Raw genomic sequence first — 22,102 nt, forward strand, 5'->3', positions numbered from 1 at the left:
AGCATCGTTCATGACTAATGACCACGCCGACCAGTGGACGAACCCCCTGCGCGACAGGCTGGACAAGCGCCTACCGCGCATCGCGGGACCATCGGGACTCGTGATTTTCGGAGTTACCGGAGACCTCGCACGCAAGAAGCTGTTGCCGGCCGTGTACGACCTGGCCAACCGTGGACTGCTTCCCGCGGGATTCTCCCTCATCGGTTATGGACGACGCGACTGGTCCAAGGAGGAGTTCGAAGGACAGGTCGCGGCCGCGGTCAAGGAACGAGCCCGCACCCCGTGGCGCGAGGCCGTGTGGAAGCGCCTCGCCGAAGGAATCTTCTTCGTCACGGGCGACTTCACCACGGACTCCGCCTTCGACGAACTGGCGGCCAAGACCCGCGAGATCGACGAGGAACGCGGCACCGCCGGCAACTGGGCCTACTACCTCTCTGTCCCGCCGGACCACTTCCCGCAGGTGTGCCACCAGCTGGAACGCTCCGGCATGGCGGACACGTCGGATGGTGGATGGCGCCGCGTGGTCATCGAAAAGCCCTTCGGCCACGACGAGGAATCAGCTCGCGAGCTCAACAAGATTGTCAACGATGTGTTCCCCGAGTCCAGCGTGTTCCGCATCGATCACTACCTGGGCAAGGAAACCGTGCAGAACATCCTGGCCATGCGCTTTGCGAACCAGCTGTTCGATCCGTTGTTCAACAGCCACTACGTGGATCACGTCCAGATCACGATGGCTGAGGACATCGGCCTGGGTGGCCGCGCCGGATATTACGACGGCATCGGCGCCGCCCGCGACGTGATCCAGAACCACCTCTTGCAGTTGCTGGCGTTGATCGCGATGGAAGAACCCGTGACCTTCCACCCGGCTGAGCTGCAGGTGGAGAAGATCAAGGTGCTGCGCGCCACCAGGCCTGTGGGGCCCTTCGCGCAAACCACCGCGCGTGGCCAGTACACCTCGGGCTGGCAGGGCTCGGAGGAGGTCAAGGGGCTCCGCCAGGAGGATGGCTTCGATCCCGAGTCCACCACGGAGACCTATGCCGCGGCCACCTTTGAAATTAATTCTCGACGCTGGGCGGGCGTCCCCTTCTACCTCCGCACCGGAAAGCGGCTGGGGCGCCGCGTCACGGAGATCGCCTTGGTATTCAAGCAGGCTCCTCACTTGCCCTTCGGGCCCGGACAGATCAACTCCTTGAGCAACAACATGCTGGTCATCCGCGTGCAACCGGATGAGGGTGTGCTGGTGCGCTTCGGATCGAAGGTCCCCGGATCCACTATGGAAGTTCGCGATGTGAACATGGACTTTTCCTACTCGGAGGCCTTCACGGAGGAATCCCCGGAGGCTTACGAGCGCCTGATCCTGGACGCCCTGCTGGACGAGGCGTCCCTCTTCCCCACCAACGAGGAAGTGGAGCTGTCCTGGAAGATCCTGGATCCGATCCTGGAGTATTGGGCCGAGAGCGGCCGTCCGGAGGACTACCCAGCGGGTACGTGGGGTCCTCAGGGGGCCGACGAGATGATGAGAAGAAATGGCCGCGAATGGCGCCGTCCATAGCGAGCAGTGCCGAGAACTTTTGTGGACACCCTAGGAAGAAATAAAGGATGCAAGGATGATTATTGATCTTCCCGATACCACCACTCAGGCCCTCAGCAAGAAGCTGCGTGACGTGCGTGAAGAATGGGGCGAGTTAACCATCGGCCGCGTGCTGACGCTGATCGTGGTGGCCAGTGGCGAGGACGACATCGACGCCATTTTAGATACCCTGCACGACGCCTCACGAGAGCACCCCTCCCGCGTGATCCTGCTGGTCTCCCATGGCGACGCGGACAACAACACCCTGGATTGCCAGATCCGCATGGGTGGCGACGCCGGCGCCTCCGAGGTGATCGTGATGCATCTCCACGGCGCCCTGGCGAAGCACTGCGCGTCGGTGGTGACTCCCCTGCTGCTACCGGACACACCGATCGTGGCATGGTGGCCAGGTAAGGCGCCGCGCAATCCTGCCGCGGATCCGATTGGTGCCATCGCCCAGCGCCGCATCACCGATGCGTGTGTGGAGGGTGATCCTGATCCTTTTTATCGACGCCGGCTCACCTATTCCCCGGGCGACACGGACTTGGTCTGGTCTCGCATTACGTTGTGGCGTGCCGTGCTGGCCTCGATGGTGGATCGTCCTCCGCACGAGGAGATCCTTTCCGCGGAGGTGCATGGGCCCGCCCTTGATCCGTCGGTGGATATCGCCGCAGGCTGGCTCGCTGACCGGCTGGATGTGCCCGTGTCTCGCATCACCACGGATGCGGACGCGATCCCGTGCGACGACCACGGAGAGATGACCCTGGGTATTCAAAAGACGGTGCTGTACCGCCCGTCCGGGGAGTCCATCGTGGAGATTGTGGATGCGTCCACTGCCTCGTTGACGGTGGCGGGCAAAACGAGCTTGGTGACGTTGTCCCGACGTGTGCTGGCCGACTGCCTGGCAGAGGAGCTGCGCCACCTGGATCCGGATGAAACCTACGGGCGGGCACTGCGCCGCCTCGTGAGGGTGCACCGTCCGGGTCACTCCATGAACCGTGCGGCGGCTGCGGGAGTGCCTGCTTCTGATACCACCGACGACTTTGAAGGATCGCATCGCTAATGACTAACTCGGATGTCACCATTCGTGTCTATGAGAACCAGACGGCACTGGCTCAGGCCGCAGCCCGGGAGTTTGTGGCGACGGTGTGCGCGCTACAGAACACGAAGAACATGGTGAACGTGGTGCTCACCGGCGGTGGTGCTGGTGTGGAGACGCTGCGCCAGATTGCTGCCCTCGACGCGGCGGCGCGCCAGCAGGCGGAGTCCTTCCCCATTCAGGCTATTGAGTGGAATCGGGTGAATGTATTCTTCGGTGATGAGCGCTACCTTCCCGAGGGTGATCCCGAGCGCAACGATACCCAGGCGCAGGAGGCCTTGCTGGCGCACGTCGACGTGCCCGAGTTCAATATCTTCCGCTACGCAGCCCCATCGCCTGAGGATGATTATGCCGGTGAGGGGCTGGATCGTGCGGCTGAGTCCTATGCGCAGCTGATTCGGGAACATGCGCCGGACGGGTTCGATGTGCACCTGCTGGGCATGGGTCCCGAGGGGCACATCAATTCGCTGTTCCCCCACACCGACGAGCTCCTGCAGCCGAAGGATTGTGTGGTGCCAGTACGAGACTGCCCGAAGCCTCCGGCCAACCGTGTGAGTCTGTCCATCGACGCGGTCAACGACGCGGACCACGTGTGGCTACTCGTTGCCGGAGCGGCGAAACGCGAGGCTGCCGTTCAGGTGGCAGAAGGTGGAAATGGCGCCCAGTGGCCAGCTGCGTTGGCCACTGGGCGCCAGTCCACGGTGTTGTGGGTGGACCAGGAGGCACAGCCCTAATCAATCGTGAGGTGATGACTTCACGGAGGAGGGCTTCTCCGTACTGGAGGGCGTCTTATCCGTAGTGGAGGACCAAGCCCAGCGCCATGATGGCGATCAGCCACACCACAGCGGTGCCGACCGTCAAACGATCCAGGTTCTTTTCAGCAACGGTGGAACCGGACAAGTTGGTCTGCATGCCACCACCGAAGAGGCTAGACAGGCCACCGCCCTGTCCCTTGTGCAGCAGCACGGACAGGCCCAGCAAGAGGCTGGTGATGACCAGAATGATCTGCAAGGCGAGGATCAATGTCTTCCCTTTTCTTCGCGTCTATAAGTCTAAAGATAACAGCACAAATCTACCCGCCGAGTCGGGGGAAAGCAACGTGACGCGCTGCCTTTTCGCCGTCGAAGGCTAGCGCCTCGCAGCTCCTGCAACGAGGCGAGCAAAGTCAGCGCCGTCGAGGCTTGCCCCACCGACCAGGCCACCATCCACGTCAGGCTGGGCGATCAGCTCGCCGATGGAATCGGCCTTGACGGAACCGCCGTAGAGAATCCGGATGGACTGCGCCGTCTCCGCAGAGGTCAGCTCCTCCAGAAGCCCACGGATCGCGTGGCACACTTCCTGCGCATCCGCGGCGGAGGCAACTTTTCCCGTTCCGATGGCCCACACGGGTTCGTACGCGATGACCGTACGGGCCAGATCCTCGGCCGACAGTCCCTTCAGGGATTCGCGGGTTTGCGTTACCACATACTCGACGTGCCCCCCTGCCTCACGCACACCCAGTGGCTCACCCACGCACACGATGGGGCTCATGTTGTGCTTCAGCGCGGCGGTGGCCTTGCGAGCGACAAGCTCATTGCTTTCCCCGTGGTATTCACGGCGCTCGGAGTGGCCCACCACAACCCAGGAGCATCCCAGCTTCGCGAGCATCGCCGCGGACACCTCGCCGGTGTAAGCGCCGGACTCGTGCACGCTCACATCCTGCGCGCCATAGGTGAGCAGCAGCTTGTCCCCGTCCACCAGGGTCTGCACAGAGCGAATATCGGTAAACGGTGGGATAAACGCCACGTCCACGTACTCGTAGTAGTCCTTCGGCAGGGCAAAGTCGAACTTCTGAACAACCTGCAGAGCCTCAAGGTGATTTAAGTTCATCTTCCAGTTACCGGCGATGAACGGCTTACGTGCTGCGGCCATGACTAGTCCTCCAGAACTTCCACACCCGGCAGCTGCTTGCCCTCGAGGAACTCCAGGGACGCGCCACCTCCGGTGGAGATGTGGCTGAAGCCCTCCTCGTCCAGACCCAGGGTGCGCACTGCGGCGGCCGAGTCTCCACCGCCCACGACGGAGAACGCACCGGCCGCGGTGGCGTCGATAATGGATTGAGCAACGCCCTTGGTGCCGGCGGCGAAGTTCTCGAACTCGAATACGCCCATGGGGCCGTTCCAGAACACAGTCTTCGCAGAGGCCAGGATCTTGCCGAAGGCAGCGGCGGACTCCGGTCCGATGTCCAGTCCCATCCAGCCCTCTGGGATGGAGTTCAGGTCCACGGTGCGGTGAGCGGCGTCCTTGCTGAAGGTTTCCGCGACCTCCACGTCCACGGGCAGCGCAATGACGTCGCCGAAACGTTCCAGGAGGTCCTTGCAGGTATCAATCATGTCTTCCTGCAGCAGCGAACCACCGACGGAGTAGCCCTTGGCCGCCAGGAAGGTGAAGCACATGCCGCCACCGATGATGAGGTGATCGACCTTCGGCGCCAGCGCCTCGATCACGCCCAGCTTGTCGGAGACCTTGGAGCCGCCCAGCACCACAACATAGGGATTCTCAGGGGCCTCGGAGACCTTCTTCAGCACGTTCAGCTCAGCCTCCACGAGGCCGCCGGCGTAGTGCGGAAGCTTCTTGGCCACGTCGTACACGGAGGCTTGCGCGCGGTGCACCACACCGAATCCATCGGACACGAAGGCGCCGTTGTCGGCGGTCAGCGCCGCCAGCTCCGCGGCGAAAGCTTCGCGCTCGGCGTCGTCCTTGGAGGTCTCGCGGGCATCGAAACGAACGTTTTCCAGCAGCAGAATGTCGCCGTCGTTGAGTCCGTTCGCCCGCTCATGGGCGTCCTCGCCCGTGACATCCGACGCCAACGGTACCCACTGATCAAGGCGCTCCGCCAAAGCCTCGGCCACGGGTTCCAGGGAGAGTTCGGGGCGAACTTCGCCCTTCGGGCGGCCCAGGTGTGCCGCGACGATGACGCGGGCACCGGCGTCCAGCAGCGCACGCAGGGTGGGGATCGAGGCATCAATGCGGCCGGGGTCGGTGATGGTGCCCTCGGACAACGGAACGTTGAGGTCCGCGCGGACCAAGACGTGACGGCCTTCCACGCCTTCGTTGATGAGGTCCTGAACTGTCTTCACAGTCATGTGGTTGTTCTCCATTTCTTGGTCTGTATCAGTGCCATTAAACAGTGACATCCACCCGTGGTGCGTGATTGCCTCGCGGGTGGAGTCCATAAGGGGGTAGTCGTCTCGTTGCTTAGAGGCGTTCGCCAACGTAGGTGGCCAGGTCGACCAGGCGGCAGGAGTAGCCCCACTCGTTGTCGTACCAGGAGACTACCTTCACCTGGTTGCCGATGACCTTGGTCAGGCCGGAGTCAAAGATGGACGAGTGTGGGTCGGTGACGATGTCCGTGGAGACCAGTGGCGCGTCGTCGGAGTAGGACGCGATGCCCTTCAGCGGGCCCTCAGCAGCCTTCTTCAGCGCGGCGTTCACGGTCTCGACGGTGACGGGCTTTTCCGTTTCGATGGTCAGGTCCGTCATCGAACCGGTGATGACCGGCACGCGCACGGCGTAGCCATCCAGCTTGCCCTTCAGCTCAGGAAGCACGAGGGACACGGCCTTGGCTGCACCCGTGGAGGTAGGCACGATGTTCACCGCGGCGGCGCGTGCGCGGCGAAGGTCGCGGTGCGGTGCGTCGTGGAGGCGCTGGTCGCCGGTGTAGGCGTGGACGGTGGTCATAAGTCCCTTGACGATCCCGAACTCATCGTTGAGGACCTTGGCCAGCGGCGCCAGGCAGTTGGTGGTGCAGGAGGCGTTGGAGATGATGTGGTGGTTCTCTGGGTCGTAGGACTCGTGGTTGACACCCATGACGAAGGTAGCGTCTTCATTCTTCGCCGGTGCGGAGATGATGACCTTCTTGGCTCCGGCCTCGAGGTGAGCCTTCGCATCCTGGGCGTTGGTGTAGCGGCCGGTGCATTCGATCACGATGTCGGCACCCAGCTCGCCCCACTTCAGGTTGGCCGGGTCCTCCTCTTCAGTGACGGTGATGCGCTTGCCGTCCACGGTGATGGACTCGTCATCGTGCTCGACGGTGGCGTTCAACGGGCCCAGCACTGAGTCGCGTTCCAGGAGCGCAGCCAGTGTTGCGTTGTCGGTGAGGTCATTCACACCCACAACGTCAATATCCGCGCCATAATCGCGAATGGCGCGGAAGAAGTTGCGGCCGATGCGGCCGAAGCCGTTGATGCCAACCTTGATAGTCACAGTGGGGACTCCTCGTTGTTGTGGGGATATGTTTACTACCCCCGAGGATACGCGGGAAATGCCCACTGTGCCGGGGCGAGCGCAGGAGGCTAGTCCAGGTTGTCCAGCATCTCCGGCTTCACGGCGTGGTGGGTATCTTCGATGCCCAGCTCCTCGGCCCGCTTATCGGCTGTGGACAGCAAACGCCGAATACGGCCCGCCACCGCGTCCTTCGTCATGGGCGGCTCGGCCTTCTGACCCAGCTCCTCCAAGGACGCCTGGCGATAACGCACGCGCAGGTGGCCGGCCTCCGCCAGGTGCGACGGCACGTCATTGCCCAGGATCTCGAGGGCGCGTTCCACGCGCGCCGCAGCCATCACCGCGGCGCGGGCGGAGCGGCGAAGGTTGGCGTCGTCAAAATTGGCCAAGCGGTTCGCGTCCGCACGATTCTCACGGTGCTTGCGCTGCTCCTCCCACTGAGCCCGCGAGTTCTCCGCCCCCATCAGGGACAGCAAGGTGGAGATGGAATCACCATCACGAATCACCACGCGGTGGATCCCCCGGGCCTCCTTCGTCTTTGCGGTGATGTCCACACGGCGAGCACAGCCCACCAACGCCAGCGCGGCCTCGTTGCCGGGGGTGGACACCTCCAAGGCACTGGAGCGCCCCGGTTCGGTGAGGGAACCATGAGCCAGGAACGCGCCACGCCAGGCAGCCACACATTGATCGGTGGTACCGCCAATGATGAAGCGCGGCAATCCCCGCACCGGCCGCCCCGCGCGGTCGATCAGATGCGTACGGCGGGCGAGCTCCGTGCCGCCCTCCGACCACTTGATGATGAAGCGCTGATTGCGCCTCAAGTTTCCGGCGCCGATGGTTTGCATCTCCGCGCGCAGGTGAAAGAGGGTCTCCACTTGGTCCATGACGCGTTGGGCGGTGCAGAGGGAGTCCACCTCGGCCTCGACCACAAGGCGGCGGCCCACGACGTGCAAAGCTCCGCAGTAGCGCAATAAGCTGGCAACTTCCGCCACCATGACGTCCGGTTGCGTCACGTGGACGGCAGCTATCTCAGCCTTCACTTCCCCTGTCAGGGCCATCGGGTTGTCCTTTCACCGTTGGTAGTCACACACTAGTGACCACTATACAAATTGACGTGGTCGGGGCTGCCGTGTCACTCATGTGGAGAACCGGCAGCCCGCACACCTGTTTAGAGTGATTCCGGAAGTTCCTTCAGCGTTCCGGCCGATTGCGCACAGAAGATTTCTTGGAACACAGTCGCCACCTTGTCAGCTTTGTGCGTATCGGTCCAGCGGCCGCGGCCATCGTCTTCACGCACGTCGCGGAAGAGGATCCGCGCCCCCAGCTTCTCCGCGGCGTTGCGCAGCTGCCGTTTATCCCGCGCGTTCGGGACGCTGGACGGATCTGCAATGACGATATCCATACTCAGGTCGTGGGCATGCTGGTGCAGCATGTGCAGGTGGTGCTCCATGGACATGCCGGACATCTCCCCGATCTCCGGCACCAGGTTAAGCAGCAAGACTTTCGGCGCGTCCGAGCCATTCATCGCCTCCACGAGTTGCGGTACCAGGACGTGCGGAATCACGCTGGAAAACCAGGATCCGGGCCCCATCGTCACCAGGTCGGCGTTCGTGATTGCCTCCACCGCGGCTGGCGAGGCGTCGGGCTTGTCGGGAATGAGCCGGACACGCCGCACCTGTCCCACCGTCGACGCCACGGCCACCTGCCCCCGCACGCTCACGATCTCCTGCGGGTCCTCTTCAATATCGGCCACCGCGGCCTCCAGATCCAGTGGAATCGGACACATGGGGATGACGCGCCCGTGCACACCGAAGAGGTCCCCGATTTCGTCGAGGGCCGCCAGCTCGTCCCCCATCACCTGGGCAAGACCCGTGATGAGGAAGTTGCCCACGGCGTGCCCCTTCAGTGCGCCCTTGCCACCAAAGCGGTGCTGGATCGTGTTCTGCCACAGCAGCCCACGCTCCGTGTCCTGGGCCAAGGCTGCCAGAGCCATGCGCAGATCGCCCGGGGGAAGGCAGTCAAACTCGCGCCTCATGCGTCCCGAGGAGCCGCCGTCGTCGGCAACGGTAACGATGGCGCTCACGTGATCGGCCACGATGCGTGCGGCGCGCAAGGTATTGAACAGGCCGTGCCCGCCGCCCAGGGAAGCAATGCGTGGGATTCGAGGGGCTGGGTGGTTGAGATCAGTCATGGGAACCTACTTCGCCAGATCTCGGTGAGACACCCGCGCCGTCAACCCCTGCAGGTCGAAGCGGCGCTGCAGCTCCTCGGCCAGGGCCACGCTACGGTGGTGACCGCCGGTGCAGCCTACACCCAGGCTGAGGAACTTTTTGCCCTCGTGGATAAACCCGGGAATTGTTGCCATGACCATGTTTTCCGCGGCATCCAGAAATGCGGTGGAATCCGGCTGACCCAGAACATAATCCTTGACCTGCTGGTCAGTTCCGCGGAATCCCTTGAGCTCGGGAATCCAATAAGGGTTCGCCAAGAAACGCGCGTCGAGCAGCATGTCAATATCTTTTGGAGGCCCATGCTTAAACCCGAAGGATTGAATATTGATCCGGAATTGCGCGCGGCAATCCCCGGTAAAGAGCTCTTCGATAGTGCGGCGCAACTCGTGAACATTGAGGGTGGAGGTGTCCAGCACGATGTCCGCATTCTTACGCAGATCCGCCAGGATCGCCCTCTCCTGGTTGATGCCGTCCTGCAACGTGCCCTCTTCCTGCAAGGGGTGCGTGCGGCGCAGCGCCTCGTAGCGGGAAATGAGGGTCTCGTCGGAGGCATCGAGGTACAGCACCGTGGGGCGCTTACCCGCCCGTTGCAGGGTGCTCAGCACCCCGTTGAGGGAGCCCGCGAACGCCAGGGAACGGACGTCGGTGGAAATCGCCAATCGCTCGATGGGCGAATCATCTTCGCAGGTCATCTCCACCATGCGCAGGATCAACTCAGGCGGCAGATTATCCGCAACGTACCAGCCCATGTCCTCCAGCACTGCGGCGGCGGCCTTCTTTCCCGCACCGGAAATGCCGGTCAGTACAATCAGTGACGGCGATGAATTGTCGGAGGATCGTTCGGCAGCCTGCATAGCGACAATCCTACGTGATCTCCGTGTCCGAAGGTGCCGTTTTCTCCGCGCTGGGGGCGCCCGTATCCTGCAACGCCTCCACAATCGCGGTCGCCAGCGCCGGGCCGAACCCGGGCACAGCACAAATATCGTCTACACTCGCGGATTTCACCTTGGCGACCGAGCCAAAAGCCTTGACCAGTTGTGCCCGGCGTTGCGGGCCGAGGCCAGGAATATCGTCCAGCACACTGCGGCGCATTCTGGCGGAACGCTGCTGGCGATGGAACGTGATGGCAAAGCGGTGTGCCTCGTCGCGAATCTGCTGCACCAGGTAGAGCGCCTGCGAATTGCGGGCCACGATGACCGGATACTCCTCCCCCGGCACCCACAGCTCCTCCAGGCGCTTGGCGATGCCCACCAGGAACACGTCCATGACTCCCAGCTCCTCCAGCACTGCCGCGGCGGCGTTGACCTGAGGCTGGCCGCCATCGACGATGAACAATTGGGGTGGGTAGGCGAACTTACGCGCCGCTTGTTCATCCGTATTATCCCCCGACGCCGGGCCTAGCTCCTCCTCGCCCTCCAGCAGATCGCCGGCTTCGTCTCCGAGCGGCACGGAGGTGGAGTCTGCATGGTGGCGGGCGAAGCGGCGCCGGACCACCTCGGCGATGGAGGCGACATCGTCGGAGTGACCGTCGCCGGCGGCGTCGCGAATCTTGTAGCGGCGGTAGTCGCTCTTCTTTGGCAGTCCATCTTCGAACACCACCAGCGAGGCGACCACATCCGTGCCCTGAATGTGGGAAATGTCGATACATTCGATGCGCAGCGGCGAGGTCTCCATCCACAGAGCCTCCTGCAGCTCCTGTAGGGCGGCGGAGCGGGCCGTCAGATCTCCGGACCGCTTCAGCTTGTGGTGAGCCAAGGCCTGCTGAGCATTGGTTTCCGCGGTGGTGAGCAAGGCCTTCTTATCCCCACGTTGGGGCACCCGCACCGTCACCTGTGAGCCGCGGAGGCTGGAGAGCCACTCGGTGAGTTCGTCGGCCTGCTCCGGCTGGTATTGCACCAGCACCTCCCGAGGAATGTGCTCGTAGCGCAGGGGGGTCTGTTCGAGCGGCCCTTCCGACTGCGCCCGGGGAGCGTCCGAGGCGGGGCTGTCGGCACCGGCGACTGCCGCCTCCGTGGCCTCGGCGAAGGCGGCTTCGTCGCCATAAAACTGGTGAATAAACTGCGCCAGCAACGCCTCGTTGCTGGTCTCTTGCTTCTCGACCACCCAGCCGCGCTGGCCGTGGATACGGCCGCCGCGCACGTGAAAGATCTGAACGGAGGCCTCCAGCTCATCCGTGACAAAGGCGATGAGGTCCGCGTCCGTGGAATCGGAGAACACCACCGCCTGCTTCTCCATCGCCTTATCCATGGCCTGCAGCTGGTCGCGTAAGGACGCTGCACGTTCGAAATCCAGCTCCTCCGCAGCCTGCTCCATATCCCGGCGGACTCTGCGCGTGACGCGATCGGTGTTGCCGGACAGGAAACTCATGAACTGGTTCACTTGAGCGCGGTGGTCCTCAGCGCTGATGTTGCCCACGCAGGGTGCGCTGCACTTATCGATATAGCCCAGCAGACAGGGCCGCCCCATCGCCTGGTGCCGGTTGAAGACAGTCTTCGTGCAGGTGCGCACGGGGAACACCTTGGTCAGAGACTCCAGGGTCTCCCGAATGGCCCAGGCCTTCGGGTACGGGCCGAAGTAGCGAATGCCTTTACGGCGAGGCCCGCGGTACACATAGGCGCGGGGGAACTCCTCGCGCACGCTGACCGCCAGCATCGGGTAGGACTTGTCGTCCCGGTACATCACGTTGAAGCGCGGATTAAAGCGCTTGATCCACGTGTACTCCAGGTTAAGTGCCTCCAGCTCGCTGGCGACCACGGTCCAGCGCACCTGAGACGCCGACTGGACCATCGTGCGCGTCCGCGGGTGGAGACGGTCGTAATCCTGGAAGTAGTTGGACAGGCGCGCGCGAAGGTTCTTGGCCTTGCCCACGTAGATCACACGGTCGTGGGAATCCCGAAACGTGTAAACGCCCGGTTCCGTCGGAATGGTTCCGGGCGCCGGGCGATAAGGAGCAGAGTGTGCAGTCACAGGTTAGTCTTCGTCCGGCATGTACTTGTCTTCGATCCGGCGGAACGCCTCCACCCGATCGGCGATGATCTGCTTGTCATAAATGTTGAGGGCCATCATCGGCACAAACTCAAAGTCGGGGAGCTCCAGGCGAGCCATCTTCGCGGTCGTCGGGAAGGACAATCCATAGATGATGTCCCACGTGTAAAACTGTGCGTTGACGATATTGCGGACCTCTACCCCATGGCGATTCGCGCGCACGCGGGGGCGCAGCAAGCTCAGAGCCACCACGCACAGCACCAGTCCAATGCCGATGAACGCCAGTTGGTCGCTCACGGTCACCGTCACGCCGGTGTTGCCGATGTTCACCACAACTGCCATGAACACGTGAACGGCCATGATCACGAGCACTAAGATCCACGCCAGGCGCTTCAAGAAGGGCGAGGAGAACTCGAGCTCCCAGGATTCATCCACGGCGGACGATGCGCGCTCAGCAACGGCTGAGGACTTACGCTCAGCGTTGGCTGAGGAACCATGCAGCGCGGAGGCAGAGCCTGCAGCCGCGGGGTTCTTCTGGGACTGAGATGGACCGACTGTTTCACTCACGGTGACTACCCTACTCGCCCGCGGCAATCGCGCGTAACACCAAGGCTGTGTGGATCGCCGCCGTGGCGGAATCCGCGCCCTTGTCCTCGGACGCTCCCTCAATTCCGCTGCGACCCAAGGCCTGCTCCACCGTGGAGACCGTGAGCACACCGTTGCCCACGGGCGTGCTGTGATCCAGGGCCACGCGCGTGAGGCCGTAGGTCACGGCGTCGCACACCACACGGAAATGCTCAGTCTCCCCTTCGATCACACATCCTGTGGCGACCACGGCGTCGAAAGAAGAACAGGCCGCAGCCACGGCCACCGGAAGTTCCAGCGCACCCGCCACGCGCCACTCAGACACGGTGGCGCCGGCAGCGGTGGCAGTCTCCACGGCGCGGGTGTGCAGCTTATCGGTGATCTCCGCGTTCCAGGACGCACTAATAACCGCTACCTTCAGGCCCGCAGCCTCGCCAGGGTTTACGGCAATCTGTGCCACTCCATCGTGGGCCATGGTTAGTGCTCCTTCTCTGGGGTCGATTGAGGATCGGTGAGGTGAATATGGTGCCCCATCCGATCGCGTTTTGTGCGCAGGTACACAATATTGTCCGAATTAGCAGGTAATTCCACGGGGATTCTTCCCTCGATGGTCACACCATACTTTTCCAAATCGGTCACCTTATCGGGATTATTCGTAATGAGCTGGATCGACTCCACACCTAAATCATCCAGAATCTGCGCCGCGGCGCTATATTCGCGGGCGTCGGCGGGTAATCCCTGCTCCAGATTCGCATCGACGGTATCGAAGCCCTGGTCCTGAAGCACATAGGCGCGCAATTTAGGGACCAGGCCAATCCCGCGGCCCTCCTGTCCGCGCATGTAAATCACCACGCCCGGACCGTTGGAGGCAATGTGGTGCAGCGCGAAATCCAGCTGCTCCCCGCAGTCGCACCGGCGGGAGCCCAAAATGTCACCCGTGAGGCACTCGGAGTGCACACGCACGGGTACATTCTTCTTGCCCTCAACATCACCGGAGACGATCGCCAGGTGCTCAACCCCATTGACCGTGGAGGTGTAGCCCACGCCCGTGAAGGTGCCGTACGTGGTTGGGAGGCGGGCGGCGACGTTGCGCACTACCGTGGGTGTGTGGCCGCGCTTCCACTCGATGAGCTGCTCAATGCTGATGAGTGCCAGGTCGTGCTTATCCGCGAAACGGCGCAGCTCCGGCAGGCGAGCCATGTCCGTGGGGTTTTCCTCACTCACGATTTCGCAGAGAGCTCCGGCAGGCTTCAAACCGGCAGCGACCGCCAAGTCCACGCTGGCTTCGGTGTGTCCCGGCCGCACCAGCACACCCCCGTCGCGGGCCCGCAGAGGAACCACGTGTCCAGGCCGGTTAAACGTGGCGGCCGAGGATGCGGGATCGGCCAAAGCCCTCAAGGTGTGTGCACGGTCCGTCGCGCTAATGCCGGTGGTGATCCCCTCGGCAGCATCGACCGTCACCGTGTAAGCGGTGCCTCGGACGTCCTCGTTGCGCGCCACCATCGGAGGAAGGCCCAAACGGTCGCACTCATTATGCGGCATTCCCACGCAGATATAACCCGAACTATGGCGAACCATAAAAGCCACAAGTTCAGGAGTTGCCAACTCCGCAGCGAAGATCAAATCGCCTTCGTTTTCCCGATCCTCGTCATCCACCACAACCACAGCTTTGCCCGCTGCAATATCGGCGATGGCCCGTTCCACGGTGTCCAGCTGGATCTGTTCTTTCTCTGACATGAAGTCCTTAGTTCCTTTGGGAGGAGTTGTTCTTAACGGTGCTGAATCGCTCCACGTACTTGGCGATCACATCGCATTCGATATTCACTTTATCGCCCGCGCGTAGGTGGCCAAGCATCGTGTCCTCCAAAGTAGTGGGAATGAGGGACACCTGGAACTCCACGCCTCCATCGTCGAGGTCCGTCAGCTCGGCGACCGTCAACGAGGTTCCGTTGATGGCGATGGACCCCTTGTGGGCGATGTATGGAGCCAGTGCAGCGTTGTCGAGAGTGAAGCGGAAGATCTCCCAATCCTCGCCTGGCGTGCGCTCCATCAAGGTGGCCGTGCCGTCCACGTGGCCTTGGACCACGTGGCCGCCGAAGCGTCCCGCAGCGCTCATCGCCCGTTCCAGGTTCACGGGATCCCCCTGCGCGAGCGTACCCAGCGTGGAATAATCTAGCGTCACTTGCATGACGTCAGCGGCAAAGCCGTGCGCGTTGATATCGGTGACTGTTAAGCACACGCCGTTGACGGCGATCGAGTCTCCGCGGCGGGCGTCCTCGACCACTCGCGACGCACTAATGCGGATCTGTGCCGAGTTGTCCTTGAGAATGATGCGTTCGATGTGTCCTACTTCTTCAACAATTCCTGTGAACATGAGGCCTCTTTTTCGTCGTACTGTTGGTGTGTCGTAATTCTTCTTATGGTGTGTGTTTATGCGCGCGAGGATTCCCAGGGCCGGGTCATGGTCCACCGATAATCGGAGTGCACTCCCTCCCCCAAGCGCTCCATCTGCCGGGGGATAAAACGGACAATATCGTCCATGGAGCGGCCCAAGGAGTTGTGGGCGTGCCCAAAAATCCCTTGCCCACCGCCCAGGATCGCCGGCGCTAGATAGGCATGGATTTCATCCACGCACCCGGCCTCCATAAAAGCGCTCAAGAGGGTGCCTCCGCCTTCAACCAGAACGGACACCACGCCACGGGAGTGAAGCTGCGCCAGGACGTCGTGCACATCGTGGGAGGCGATCTGAAGAAAGTGATCATCCGAGCCGACGATGGCCGCGCTGGAGGGCACCGGCGTGCGTCCCACGACCACGCGCAGTGGCTGATGCTCCACGGGGTACGCAGAGCCGTCGGGTGTCCGGGCGTTTAAGCGCGGATTATCCGCACGGACCGTGCCTGTCCCCACCACAATCGCATCGCGGTGCGACCGATCCTCGTGCACCTGGTGGCGCGCCACCTCGCCGGTGATCCACTGACTGCTTCCATCGCGGGCGGCAATGTGGCCATCCACGGTGCTTGCCCACTTGAGCGTCACGTGCGGCCTGCCCAGCAGCACGGACGTGAGCCATGCTTCGAGCGCCCACACGGGCTGGTCATGAGGAGTTTTCAGGGGGAAATCCAGGTAGGGCCCCTCGACGGTCACGCCGGCCTCGCGTAGAGTTGCCGCGCCCCCACTGGCGGGCTTGTGCGGATCGGCGAACAGAAAATCCACCCGAGACACACCGTGCTCACGCAGCATCTCACTGCACGGCCCTGTGCGCCCCGTATGATTGCACGGCTCCAGCGTGACGACCGCTCGGCAGCCTGTGAGCGATCGGCGGCTGCGCAGCGCATCTCTCACCGCCATGACCTCGGCATGCGCGCCACCGGCAGGCTGCGTTGCGCCGCGGCCGATGATGGTGCCCTCCGGGTCGAGGATAAGCGCCCCGACCGGAGGGTTCGGGCTGGTGTTGCCCATGACCTGCCTGGAGATTCTGTCCGCCTCGCGAAACAGCTCCATCGTGGGAAGGTTGTGCACTCCCACTGCTAGTTCGCTGTAGGGATCGACGCGGATTCTGCGGCCTGGCGGATCGCCTCCACCTGAGCCGCAGGGTTTTCGGCACCGAACACCGACGAGCCCGCCACATAGACGTCCACACCGGCGGCCGCAGACTGGGCGGCGGTGTCCACGCCGATTCCGCCGTCGATCTCAATAAGCGTGGACAGCCCCTCCTGGTCAATGCGGCTTCGCAGCTGCTGAACCTTCGAGAGCACCTCGGGCATGAAGGATTGGCCTCCGAAGCCCGGCTCCACGGACATCACCAAGATAATGTCGAAGGCATCCAGGTGATCCAAGAGAGGCTCCACGGGAGTATTCGGCTTGATCGACACGCCAGCCATCGTGCCGGCATCTCGGAGTGCAGCGGCCAGATCGCGCGCGGCGTCGATATCCTTCACAGCCTCCAGATGGAAGGTGACGGAGTGGAAATCCTGCGCGTAATCGGGCGCCCAGCGCTCCGGATCCTCGATCATCAAGTGGACGTCCAGATGCTGCTCAGTGTGCCCCACCAGGGATTTCGCGACAGGTAACCCGAAGGACAGGTTCGGCACAAAGTGGCCATCCATCACGTCGATGTGAAGCCAGTCCGCCTCGGGGACGCGCTGAATCTCCTCGACAAGCTTGCCGAAGTCCGCGGCCAGAATGGATGGGGCGATTACCGTCTGTTGAGTCATACCTCTACCCTACTGTTCGATGAGCCTACTGTTCGACCGGCTTTGTCAGCACAGCGATGAACATCGCATCGGTGCCATGCCGATGCGGCCACAGCTGGATGAACTGATCCTCGCCGCCCGCAGCGGTGGTCGTGGTGTCCTTGAGCTCCGGGAGGGCCTGGCGTGCATCCTCGATCCGGGCGCCCGTCTTGTGCGCCACGAAGCGCACCACATCACTGGTTTCCGCCCGGTGCGGCGAGCAGGTGGAATACACCACCACCCCTCCGGGAGCGACGGCCTCATACGCGGCCGTGAGCAGCTCCCTTTGCAGGGCCACCAGCTGCGGCACATCGCGGGGAGTCTTCCGCCAACGAGCCTCCGGACGGCGGCGCAGCGCACCCAAGCCGGAGCACGGCGCATCGACCAGGATGCGGTCAAAGCCCCCATCGGGATAGTCCAGGCTGTCGATGTCCTGGAGCGTGCGGCCATCGCCCACATGCACGGTCACCGGCATGTCCGCATCCAGAGCCTGGGAAATGAGCGTGGCGCGGTGCGGCGTGATCTCCACGGCATCCACTGCGGCCTCCTCACCCACGGCCCAGGACCCAATGAACGCAGTCTTTCCACCAGGGCCAGCGCACAGGTCCAGCCAGCGGCCGGAGTCCTGCTTATCCAGTGCCGCACGCACCAGCGTGAGTGCAATCAGCTGCGAGCCCTCGTCCTGCACGCTGGCCAGCTTCTCCTTGATGGGATCCAGGTCGCGCGGGGCGCCGTCGTCCACATAGACCGCGTAGGGAGAAAACCGTCCCTCCGTACCGCCGGAGACTAACGCCAGCTCCTCGGCGCTCATCAAGCCCGGTCGGGCAGCCAGATGAACGATCGGGCGCGCGTCGTCAGCCGTCAGAGCCTCCTCCAGATCGGGCGCGATGCTGGTGGAGCTTCCGCCCAGCGACTCGTTGAATACCTCGCCGATCCACGCCGGGTGGGCATGACGCAGCGAGACATCCGCAATGTTGGAGCCACCGGCCACGCGCGCCACCCAGTCTTCCGCGGGCGTGCGGGTTACGGTACGCAACACACCATTGATGAAGCCGCTGGCACGCTGGGCGCCGAAGGCCTTCGCCAGATTCACCGACGTATCCACCGCCGCATGGTCCTCCACGCGGGTTCTCAAGATCTGGTAGGTACCGAGCCTCAGAATGTCCAAGGCCATGGAGTCGATCTTCTCCACTTCGCGGCCGGCGGCCAGTGCAATCACGGCATCCAGCAGACCCGTCGCACGCAGGCTTCCGTAGATCAGCTCCGTGGCGAAGGCCGCGTCCCGGCCCTTCAGCCCCGCGCGGCGAATGGCCTGAGGGGCCACCAGGTTGGCGTATGCGTCCTCCTCCGTCACCTGGCGCAGCACGCTGAGTGCAACATCGCGGACGGCGTCCCCACTACCGCGGAGCTTCGGCTTTTCCTGACGCTCCTGGGGACGACGCTGCTGGTATCCCTTCGCGCGGCCGCCGTCCTGTCCTCGCCGTGGCTGGGACTTCTGAGACTTCTGCGACCGCTGGGACTCGCTACGTGAGCGAAAACCTGCCATGACTTACCGTTCCTCTCCATCGCGACGCTCGAAGCAGGCACCGCTGCTCAACAGCTCCTGTTGGCCGCGCGCCCAATCCGCGGCGTTCATCATCTTCTTGCCCGGAGGCTGAATGCGAGTGATCTTCAGCAGGCCCTCCCCGGTGCCTACTAACAGCTCTGTTTTGGATGCGTGCAACTCACCCGGCCTTAACGAAACACCCTGATCCTCCGGTACAGGCAGCATCATGCCGATCTTGACACGCTGCCCCTTCAGCACGGTCCACGCCCCCGGCGCAGGGGTGTGGGCGCGCGCCACGCGCTGAATGACGTGCGCTGCACGCCCCCAATCGATCTGAGCATCCGCGCTGGAGATCTTCGATGCATGCGTGGCCTGCGCATCCTCCTGAGGCGTGAGCTCGGCCGTCCCGTCCTCCAACGCGCTGAGCGTCTGCGCCAGCAGCTCTCGGCCCGCATACGTCAGCCGCGTCAGCAGGTCATCGGCTGTGTCCTCCATGCCGATGGGCTCCGTCACCGCGTCAATCATGGGACCTGTGTCCATGCCCGCGGCAATCCGGAAGGTCGACGCCCCCGTCGTCGCGTCCCCCTCCGCGATCGCTGCTTGCACCGGCGCCGCGCCGCGCCACCGAGGAAGAAGAGAATAGTGTAGGTTGATCCAGCCATGCTGGAACACATCCAACAGATCTCTGGGAATGAGGTTGCCGTAGGCAACGACTGCCGCGGCCGTGGCTCCCTGCTCCGCCAAGGCTTCGAGGGATGCGCGCGCATCCTGGCCGTCCGGGGTGTCCGCCTTCAGGGTGCTCCACTTATAGGTGGGAAGCTCATGAGCCGCGGCAACCTCGGCAACCTTCGAGGGGTAGAGAGAGCGTCCTCGCCCGCGCTGGGCGTCGGGTTGAGTCACCACGGCGAGCACCTCGATATCAGGACGGGTCAGCAGATGCTCAAGAACCACGGCGGCGGGTTCAGGGGTTCCAGCAAAGATGATTTTCACAAGCGGCCTACTTAAACCACTCGGACGTGCGGATGGCCTTCATGGCCTCCTTGCGCTGCTCGCTGCTGAGATGCTGCAGGAACATGATCCCATCGAGGTGGTCCGTTTCATGCTGCACGCACCGCGCCAGCAGATCCGTGACCTCGCGATCCACCGGCTCGCCATCCACCGTCACGCCAGTGACCCGCACGCGCTGCGCACGGGTCACCTCCCCGCCCACGCCCGGCACGGACAGGCACCCCTCCGGGCCCGTCTGAGTCTCCTCCCCCAGTGCCTCCCATTCGGGGTTGATGATGTGCCCGCGATCGCCCTCGCAGTCGTACACGAACACACGACGGGTGATGCCCACCTGGTTGGCCGCCAGCCCCACGCCGCCGTAGGCATCCATCGTTTCCAACATGTCGTCGACCAGCGTGCGGAGCGTCTGGTCGCCCACCTGGTCAGCCGGAATCTCGTCGGCGACGGTTCGCAGGACAGGGTCACCGAAATAGCGCATCTGAAGGACAGTCATGCCCAACAGCCTAGCCGATGCGCACGGGATCAATCACAACGCGTAGCGGTCCGGAGCCCACCGACCGCGACTGGCTGGACCGCACCGATTGCGCGGTCTTCAAACTGGCGCCGAAGGAGTCCATCTCCGCGCGGGGAATGCGCGCGATCATGCGACGCGCCTCGGACGCGCGGTGCGGCTCCAGGCCGGCGGGTAGGCGGATGCCCTCGGGCAGCTCCACCGGGCCCAGCAACTCCACGCTCTCGGGACGCTCCCAGGAATCCAGAAGCCCCTCGATGGACGAGGACGTGCCGTCAATCGCCGCCACGGACACCGCCGGCGGCAGGGCAGCCTCCGCGCGGGACTGCAGCTCGCGCCGCGCAGCTGCGGCCGGATTCCAGGTCAACAGATCGCGCACCGGAAGCAGATGAGCATCTGCCACGATCACCACGTGTCCGCCCTGCTCGGCGCTGTGCACCAGGGCGGCAGCCTCCAGCCATTGTCGCAGCGCGTGCTCCTGTGCCCTCAGGTCCGCGCGGTTCAACGTGATCCAGGGGTCCATGAGCAGTGCTGCGCCGTACAGGCCCCCGTCCACCATCGGCTCGGAGCCCGGGGTGGCGATGACCAGGCCCCGGGAATCCGGGACGGTGGGATGGATAGTGTTCCCGCCGGAGGTGATCACGGGAACCCCGGGGAAGGCGCGGCCTAGCTCCTCTGCGGTGCGATCCTGGCCGATCACCGTCATGCGCAGTGTGTGATTGCCGCAGGAGGTGCAGGTGAAGTGCCCTGCCGTGTGGCCGCACCACCGGCACCGCGGGCTCTGCACCTGCGGGTGGTTGTGCGCGTCGCCGGTGCTGCTGGGCAACTCCAGCGGACCGTTGCACTTCCGGCAGCGCGCGGAGGTTCGGCAGCGAGCGCACGCCAGCCCTGGTGCATAACCCCTGCGCGGCACCTGCACCAGCACTGGGTGGTCTTCAGCGAGTGCCTCACGGAGGGCTTGAAACGCGATCCCGGGCACACGCGAACCCGGCGAGTGCAGCTCTCGCTCTACCGCCAGATCATCCTCCGCGAGTCCACTCATCGTCGGCAGATACGCCTCGAGTGCCGGCCGCGGCATTTCCAGCGGATGGATGAAGCCCTCCTCCATCCACTGCTGCACCTCCGCCGAGCGATGCACGTGCGGCAGCAGCAGCGCGCAACCTTGCTGCTCGGAGCGCACGCGTGCGATCTCGCGGGCATGCAGATAGGGCGCGCGTGGATCCACCAGAGAATCATCGGACTCCCCCAGCACGATGATCAGCCGCAGGTCTTTCAGCGGCGCCAGCGCGGCCGCACGCGTGCCCACCACCACGCGCGCCTGCCCCTGAAGAATCGAGAGATACCGCCGGTAGCGTGCCGAAGGGCCGTGCGCTGCCGTCATCTCCGTCACCTGCGCGGCGGACATGGACGTCTTCAGCGCCTCGGTCACCCGATCCACGGTGCGGCCGTTCGGGGCGATAATAAGAACCGACGCCCGGCTCACCCACGCCACAGCGCTCGTTATGTGCCCCACCAACTCGGGGATGGAGCGGCCCGGGGGCACCATCATCGAGGCGCGCGCCGGCTTGCCCGCCAGCACAGCATCCAGGTAGGCGCGCCCATGCCTGAACGCGTCCACGGCCTCGTAAGCATTGTGCCGTGCGTGCTCCGTGAGCTCATCCGTGTTGACCAGCGAGCCCACGAGGTCCGGCCAGGGCCGGCCATTGTGAAACAGCCCTGCTTTTTCGGCGGTGGCGTGGCGGGAGGGGATGAACGAGCGCAGTATATCCCCGCGGGTTCCGGCACTTCTGGTGGCCAGGGTATTGACCAGCTCCCACAGGTAGGTGGGCAACACCACCTGGGGAGAAATGACTCTCTCCAGGGGTGAGAGAGCCCCGGTGTGCGCGGACTGTCGGCGTCGTTCAATCACAAACGCATCGATCAAGCGGCCAGAAAAGCGCACGCGGACACGCACGCCCGGCTGGGCCTGCGCGTCCAGTTTCTCGGGCACCGAGTAGTCAAAGAGCCGGTCGAGGTGGGGCACGCCCACTAGCGGCAGAACTCGGGCTATCGGTGCATCCATGGGTAGGGGC

Annotated in this window: 21 protein-coding genes; 3 read left to right on the forward strand and 18 right to left on the reverse strand. The window is 63.7% G+C overall.

Annotated features, from left to right (window positions below; translation table 11 throughout):
* Positions 1–10: 10 nt before the first annotated feature.
* From zwf to pgl, 3 genes are read left to right on the forward strand one after another with little or no spacing between them, the layout of a single operon-like run.
* On the forward strand, positions 11–1,552 hold the full coding sequence (gene zwf / locus IAU67_RS04520; protein ID WP_151841538.1) for a glucose-6-phosphate dehydrogenase: 1,542 nt from the start codon (positions 11–13) through the stop codon (positions 1,550–1,552).
* Between the two features lie 55 nt (positions 1,553–1,607).
* Positions 1,608–2,633: a glucose-6-phosphate dehydrogenase assembly protein OpcA gene (locus IAU67_RS04525; RefSeq protein ID WP_151841539.1), complete on the forward strand. Its 1,026-nt coding sequence runs from the start codon at positions 1,608–1,610 to the stop codon at positions 2,631–2,633.
* Entirely contained in the window at positions 2,633–3,403 is a 771-nt protein-coding gene (gene pgl, locus IAU67_RS04530) for a 6-phosphogluconolactonase (protein ID WP_151841540.1), read from the forward strand. The genes IAU67_RS04525 and pgl overlap by 1 nt, the downstream gene beginning before the upstream one ends.
* A 55-nt stretch (positions 3,404–3,458) precedes the next feature.
* Here pgl and secG read toward each other — a convergent pair whose 3' ends face one another.
* The 18 genes from secG to IAU67_RS04620 all read right to left on the reverse strand — a co-directional run bounded on the left by secG (position 3,459) and on the right by IAU67_RS04620 (position 22,092).
* Complete coding sequence (gene secG, locus IAU67_RS04535; protein WP_151841541.1) at positions 3,459–3,692, reverse strand: preprotein translocase subunit SecG; 234 nt, start codon at positions 3,690–3,692, stop codon at positions 3,459–3,461.
* Positions 3,693–3,797: 105 nt separating this feature from the next.
* Positions 3,798–4,580 (reverse strand): triose-phosphate isomerase, encoded by a 783-nt coding sequence (gene tpiA / locus IAU67_RS04540; RefSeq protein ID WP_151841542.1) that lies wholly within the window; start codon positions 4,578–4,580, stop codon positions 3,798–3,800.
* A gap of 2 nt (positions 4,581–4,582) precedes the next feature.
* Positions 4,583–5,794, reverse strand: coding sequence for a phosphoglycerate kinase (locus IAU67_RS04545; protein WP_151841543.1), 1,212 nt, complete (start codon positions 5,792–5,794; stop codon positions 4,583–4,585).
* 112 nt (positions 5,795–5,906) lie between these two features.
* The gene (gene gap / locus IAU67_RS04550) at positions 5,907–6,914 is read right to left on the reverse strand and encodes a type I glyceraldehyde-3-phosphate dehydrogenase (RefSeq protein WP_151841544.1); all 1,008 of its coding nucleotides are present in this window, start codon (positions 6,912–6,914) and stop codon (positions 5,907–5,909) included.
* An 89-nt stretch (positions 6,915–7,003) separates the two neighbouring features.
* On the reverse strand, positions 7,004–7,990 hold the full coding sequence (gene whiA, locus IAU67_RS04555) for a DNA-binding protein WhiA (RefSeq protein WP_151841545.1): 987 nt from the start codon (positions 7,988–7,990) through the stop codon (positions 7,004–7,006).
* A 110-nt stretch (positions 7,991–8,100) separates the two neighbouring features.
* Positions 8,101–9,123, reverse strand: coding sequence for a gluconeogenesis factor YvcK family protein (locus IAU67_RS04560; RefSeq protein WP_151841546.1), 1,023 nt, complete (start codon positions 9,121–9,123; stop codon positions 8,101–8,103).
* Between the two features lie 6 nt (positions 9,124–9,129).
* Positions 9,130–10,017 (reverse strand): RNase adapter RapZ, encoded by an 888-nt coding sequence (rapZ, locus tag IAU67_RS04565; RefSeq protein WP_151841547.1) that lies wholly within the window; start codon positions 10,015–10,017, stop codon positions 9,130–9,132.
* A 10-nt stretch (positions 10,018–10,027) separates the two neighbouring features.
* Positions 10,028–12,130, reverse strand: a complete 2,103-nt coding sequence (uvrC, locus tag IAU67_RS04570; protein WP_151841548.1) for an excinuclease ABC subunit UvrC — start codon at positions 12,128–12,130, stop codon at positions 10,028–10,030.
* Positions 12,131–12,133: 3 nt separating this feature from the next.
* A complete protein-coding gene (locus tag IAU67_RS04575; RefSeq protein WP_225733040.1) occupies positions 12,134–12,583 on the reverse strand; it encodes a PH domain-containing protein in 450 nt (149 codons plus the stop codon).
* A gap of 142 nt (positions 12,584–12,725) precedes the next feature.
* Complete coding sequence (gene ribH / locus IAU67_RS04580; protein ID WP_151841549.1) at positions 12,726–13,208, reverse strand: 6,7-dimethyl-8-ribityllumazine synthase; 483 nt, start codon at positions 13,206–13,208, stop codon at positions 12,726–12,728.
* A gap of 2 nt (positions 13,209–13,210) precedes the next feature.
* On the reverse strand, positions 13,211–14,470 hold the full coding sequence (locus IAU67_RS04585) for a bifunctional 3,4-dihydroxy-2-butanone-4-phosphate synthase/GTP cyclohydrolase II (RefSeq protein ID WP_151841550.1): 1,260 nt from the start codon (positions 14,468–14,470) through the stop codon (positions 13,211–13,213).
* Between the two features lie 7 nt (positions 14,471–14,477).
* Positions 14,478–15,107, reverse strand: coding sequence for a riboflavin synthase (locus tag IAU67_RS04590; RefSeq protein WP_151841551.1), 630 nt, complete (start codon positions 15,105–15,107; stop codon positions 14,478–14,480).
* Between the two features lie 56 nt (positions 15,108–15,163).
* Positions 15,164–16,234 (reverse strand): bifunctional diaminohydroxyphosphoribosylaminopyrimidine deaminase/5-amino-6-(5-phosphoribosylamino)uracil reductase RibD, encoded by a 1,071-nt coding sequence (gene ribD / locus IAU67_RS04595; RefSeq protein ID WP_151841552.1) that lies wholly within the window; start codon positions 16,232–16,234, stop codon positions 15,164–15,166.
* Between the two features lie 26 nt (positions 16,235–16,260).
* Positions 16,261–16,947 (reverse strand): ribulose-phosphate 3-epimerase, encoded by a 687-nt coding sequence (rpe, locus tag IAU67_RS04600; protein WP_151841553.1) that lies wholly within the window; start codon positions 16,945–16,947, stop codon positions 16,261–16,263.
* A 25-nt stretch (positions 16,948–16,972) separates the two neighbouring features.
* A complete protein-coding gene (locus IAU67_RS04605; protein ID WP_151841554.1) occupies positions 16,973–18,511 on the reverse strand; it encodes an RsmB/NOP family class I SAM-dependent RNA methyltransferase in 1,539 nt (512 codons plus the stop codon).
* Between the two features lie 3 nt (positions 18,512–18,514).
* On the reverse strand, positions 18,515–19,501 hold the full coding sequence (fmt, locus tag IAU67_RS04610) for a methionyl-tRNA formyltransferase (RefSeq protein ID WP_151841555.1): 987 nt from the start codon (positions 19,499–19,501) through the stop codon (positions 18,515–18,517).
* A gap of 7 nt (positions 19,502–19,508) precedes the next feature.
* Positions 19,509–20,012, reverse strand: coding sequence for a peptide deformylase (gene def / locus IAU67_RS04615; protein WP_151841556.1), 504 nt, complete (start codon positions 20,010–20,012; stop codon positions 19,509–19,511).
* Positions 20,013–20,022: 10 nt separating this feature from the next.
* Complete coding sequence (locus tag IAU67_RS04620) at positions 20,023–22,092, reverse strand: primosomal protein N' (RefSeq protein ID WP_151841557.1); 2,070 nt, start codon at positions 22,090–22,092, stop codon at positions 20,023–20,025.
* Positions 22,093–22,102 lie beyond the last annotated feature (10 nt).

Origin of the sequence: Corynebacterium zhongnanshanii (assembly GCF_014490575.1) — a bacterium.
Lineage (GTDB): Bacteria > Actinomycetota > Actinomycetes > Mycobacteriales > Mycobacteriaceae > Corynebacterium > Corynebacterium zhongnanshanii.

Bases quoted from the DNA above. Each gene is read 5' to 3' on its own strand.
- IAU67_RS04590 (WP_151841551.1), bottom strand. From the start codon at position 15,107: ATGTTCACAGGAATTGTTGAAGAAGTAGGACACATCGAACGCATCATT.
- IAU67_RS04620 (WP_151841557.1), bottom strand. From the start codon at position 22,092: ATGGATGCACCGATAGCCCGAGTTCTGCCGCTAGTGGGCGTGCCCCAC.
- IAU67_RS04605 (WP_151841554.1), bottom strand. From the start codon at position 18,511: ATGGCAGGTTTTCGCTCACGTAGCGAGTCCCAGCGGTCGCAGAAGTCT.
- ribD (WP_151841552.1), bottom strand. From the start codon at position 16,234: ATGGAGCTGTTTCGCGAGGCGGACAGAATCTCCAGGCAGGTCATGGGC.
- def (WP_151841556.1), bottom strand. From the start codon at position 20,012: ATGACTGTCCTTCAGATGCGCTATTTCGGTGACCCTGTCCTGCGAACC.
- pgl (WP_151841540.1), top strand. From the start codon at position 2,633: ATGACTAACTCGGATGTCACCATTCGTGTCTATGAGAACCAGACGGCA.
- whiA (WP_151841545.1), bottom strand. From the start codon at position 7,990: ATGGCCCTGACAGGGGAAGTGAAGGCTGAGATAGCTGCCGTCCACGTG.
- rpe (WP_151841553.1), bottom strand. From the start codon at position 16,947: ATGACTCAACAGACGGTAATCGCCCCATCCATTCTGGCCGCGGACTTC.
- ribH (WP_151841549.1), bottom strand. From the start codon at position 13,208: ATGGCCCACGATGGAGTGGCACAGATTGCCGTAAACCCTGGCGAGGCT.
- IAU67_RS04525 (WP_151841539.1), top strand. From the start codon at position 1,608: ATGATTATTGATCTTCCCGATACCACCACTCAGGCCCTCAGCAAGAAG.
- IAU67_RS04560 (WP_151841546.1), bottom strand. From the start codon at position 9,123: ATGACTGATCTCAACCACCCAGCCCCTCGAATCCCACGCATTGCTTCC.
- tpiA (WP_151841542.1), bottom strand. From the start codon at position 4,580: ATGGCCGCAGCACGTAAGCCGTTCATCGCCGGTAACTGGAAGATGAAC.
- IAU67_RS04585 (WP_151841550.1), bottom strand. From the start codon at position 14,470: ATGTCAGAGAAAGAACAGATCCAGCTGGACACCGTGGAACGGGCCATC.
- rapZ (WP_151841547.1), bottom strand. From the start codon at position 10,017: ATGCAGGCTGCCGAACGATCCTCCGACAATTCATCGCCGTCACTGATT.
- IAU67_RS04545 (WP_151841543.1), bottom strand. From the start codon at position 5,794: ATGACTGTGAAGACAGTTCAGGACCTCATCAACGAAGGCGTGGAAGGC.
- zwf (WP_151841538.1), top strand. From the start codon at position 11: ATGACTAATGACCACGCCGACCAGTGGACGAACCCCCTGCGCGACAGG.